This window comes from Mesorhizobium sp. M4B.F.Ca.ET.089.01.1.1 (genome assembly GCF_004022605.1).
In the GTDB taxonomy this organism is placed as follows: domain Bacteria; phylum Pseudomonadota; class Alphaproteobacteria; order Rhizobiales; family Rhizobiaceae; genus Mesorhizobium; species Mesorhizobium abyssinicae.
On sequence record NZ_RZOS01000628.1, the window covers coordinates 1 to 2615 of the forward strand.

3 protein-coding genes are annotated in these 2615 nt (G+C 65.4%); 2 read left to right on the forward strand and 1 reads right to left on the reverse strand.

The genetic code is table 11. The annotated features are described in order from the left end of the window. Positions 1–3 precede the first annotated feature (3 nt). Complete coding sequence (locus EN780_RS31810) at positions 4–891, reverse strand: LysR family transcriptional regulator (RefSeq protein WP_128276253.1); 888 nt, start codon at positions 889–891, stop codon at positions 4–6. A 94-nt stretch (positions 892–985) separates the two neighbouring features. Here EN780_RS31810 and EN780_RS31815 point away from each other — a divergent pair, with 94 nt between their 5' ends. Both EN780_RS31815 and EN780_RS31820 read left to right on the forward strand, forming a co-directional pair. After that, positions 986–2152: a gamma-butyrobetaine dioxygenase gene (locus tag EN780_RS31815; RefSeq protein ID WP_245500187.1), complete on the forward strand. Its 1167-nt coding sequence runs from the start codon at positions 986–988 to the stop codon at positions 2150–2152. Further along, the coding region (locus EN780_RS31820) for an HD domain-containing protein (RefSeq protein ID WP_128276254.1) at positions 2149–2615 on the forward strand (467 nt) is incomplete at its 3' end. The genes EN780_RS31815 and EN780_RS31820, both read left to right, overlap by 4 nt.

Consider the following 2615-nt stretch of genomic DNA (forward strand, 5'->3'; position numbering starts at 1 on the left):
AGCCTACAGAGCGCCGATTCCGGCAAGGCGTGACAGCAGCCACAGACGAAAATCCTGCTCGGCCTGGGTCAGCCCAGTGGCCGAAGCGCGGGTCAGGAAATGGCCCGAGCTGCTGGAAAGCTCGAAGCCGGAAAGCGCCACAAGCGCCTTGCTGCCAAGCGCCGTATCGATCAGCGGCCTGGAGCCCAGCAGCGCGCCGGCGCCGGTCTTGGCCGCTTCCATGGCGGCAACGAAACTGTCGAAGCGGTGCGAACGTCCGGTATGTCCCGGCACGCCGGCAGCGCTAAACCATTCGGCCCACATCTCGCGCGCGCCGGCGACCAGAAGCAAGGGCAGGGACGTCCAGTCCGCATTGCCGGCCAGGGCCGGCGAGGCGACCGGCACCAGCCGCTCGACAGTCAGCCTGTCGGCCTCGCGCCCGGGGAAGTTCCCGTTGCCGAAGCGGATGTCGAGCGCTGAGCCCGGCTGGTCGTAGTCGGCGGGACGATGAATGGTCACCACGTCGAGCTGGATCCGCGGCAGGGCTCTCGCCAGGTCGGGGAGCGCAGGCACGAGCACCAGCAAGGCAAAGGAGATCGGCACCCGCACCGTGACGGTCTGGACGGCGCGCGGCTCGAACAATTCCGTGGTGCTGTTGCCGATGGTGGCGAAGGCCGACTGGATGTGGGGAAGATAGGCGGCGCCCTCCGGCGACAGCGCGACACCGCGGGCAAGACGCACGAACAGCCTGGTTTTCAGCCGCTGCTCGAGGGAGCGAATGTGCTGGCTGACGGCCGCCTGCGTCAGGCCGAGTTCGGCCGCCGCGGCGGTGAAGTTCGAAAGCCGCGCCGCCGCCTCGAAGCTGCGCAACCAGTCGAGCGGAGGCAAGGCGCCGGCAATTCTTCCAGCCATTAGTATTCTATAGCCATAGTCTGCAAAATGATAATTTGAGTTATGACTAGGAAGTCAGCATCATGCAACCCGAAACCCTGCGGATGCGGGAAAGATGGAGCTGCTGGACATGCTGACCAAGGCGCTGATCGGCGACGAGGGACGAACGGTCGAACTTAGCTGGGACAACGGGATGCGCACCCGCTTTCACGCCATGTGGCTGCGCGACAATGCATTGGACGACAAGACGCGCAGCGCCGGCAACGGACAGCGCCTGATCACCATCCTCGACATTCCGGCCGGGACTCGGATTGCGGCGGCTTCGGTCAAGGGCGGCGCTCTGGAGATCAGCTTCGTCCCCGAGCAAAAGACCGTCAGCTTCCCGGCAGCCTGGTTGCACGCGCATGCCTATGACCGTGTCGAACTGCGCAAGGGAGGCTGGACGGCCGACGTGGTTCAATGCTGGACAAGGGCGACGATGCAGAATTCGGTGCCGCGCGCGGCATATGCGGCCGCCAGCCACGATCGCAGCGTGCTCAGGGAATGGCTTTCGGCGGTGAGGACCTACGGCTTTGCGGTGATGGATGGCCTGCCGGCGGAGTCGGGGGCGCTGTGCAAGGTGTCCGACCTGTTCGGTTACATCAGGGAAACCAATTACGGGCGCTGGTTCGAGGTGCGCGCCGAGGTCAATCCGAACAATCTTGCCTACACCAATCTCGGCCTGCAGGCGCATACCGACAATCCCTACCGCGATCCGGTGCCGACGCTGCAGATCCTGGCCTGCATCGAGAACACCGTCGAGGGCGGCGAATCTACCGTAGTCGACGGTTTCGCGGTGGCGGCCGCGCTGCAGGCCGAAGATCCGCACGGGTTCCGCCTGCTGAGCTCCTATCCGGCACGCTTCGAATATGCCGGCTCGTCGGGCGTGCGTCTGCAAGCCAAGCGCCCGATGATCGAGCTCGGCCCGGATGGCGAACTGCTCTGCATCCGCTTCAACAACCGCTCGCTGGCGCCCACGGTCGACGTGCCGTTCGCCGAGATGGACAAATACTACGCCGCCTATCGCCGGTTCGCCGAGCTGATCGAGGATCCCGGCTTCGAGGTGACCTTCAAGCTGGAGGCTGGGCAGGCCTTCATCGTCGACAACACCCGCGTCATGCATGCGCGCAAGGCGTTTTCCGGCTCGGGCAAGCGCTGGCTGCAGGGCTGCTACGCCGACAAGGACGGGCTGTTGTCGACGCTGGCGGCGATCGAGCACGATTTCAGGGAGGCTGCGGAATGAACGGGCAGGCGCTGAACAGCGGCAACATCGTCGAATTCATCGCCGACATTTTTGAGCGGCGCGGTGCCGAATCCTATCTCGGCGAGCCCGTCACCATGTCGGAGCACATGCTGCAGGGCGCGTGGCTGGCCGAGCAGGACGGCGCGCCGGACGAACTGGTGGCGGCGGCGCTGCTGCACGACATCGGACACTACACCAGCGAGTTCGGCACCTATTCGCCCGACGATGTCGAGGACAAGCATCACGACGAGGCGGGCGGCGAGGTGCTGGCGCCGTTCTTCCCGCCGGTCATCGTCGAATGCGTGCGGCTGCATGTCTCGGCCAAGCGCTATCTGTGCGCCACCGACCCGACCTATTTCGGCAAGCTCTCGCCGGCCTCTGTCCACACGCTGTCGCTGCAGGGCGGGCCGATGAGCGCCGAGGAGGTGGCCGAGTTCCGCAGGAACCCGTTCCATGAGGAGGC

Coding starts and splice junctions, on each gene's coding strand:
- EN780_RS31810 (WP_128276253.1), bottom strand. CDS start 891: ATGGCTGGAAGAATTGCCGGCGCCTTGCCTCCGCTCGACTGGTTGCGC.
- EN780_RS31815 (WP_245500187.1), top strand. CDS start 986: ATGGAGCTGCTGGACATGCTGACCAAGGCGCTGATCGGCGACGAGGGA.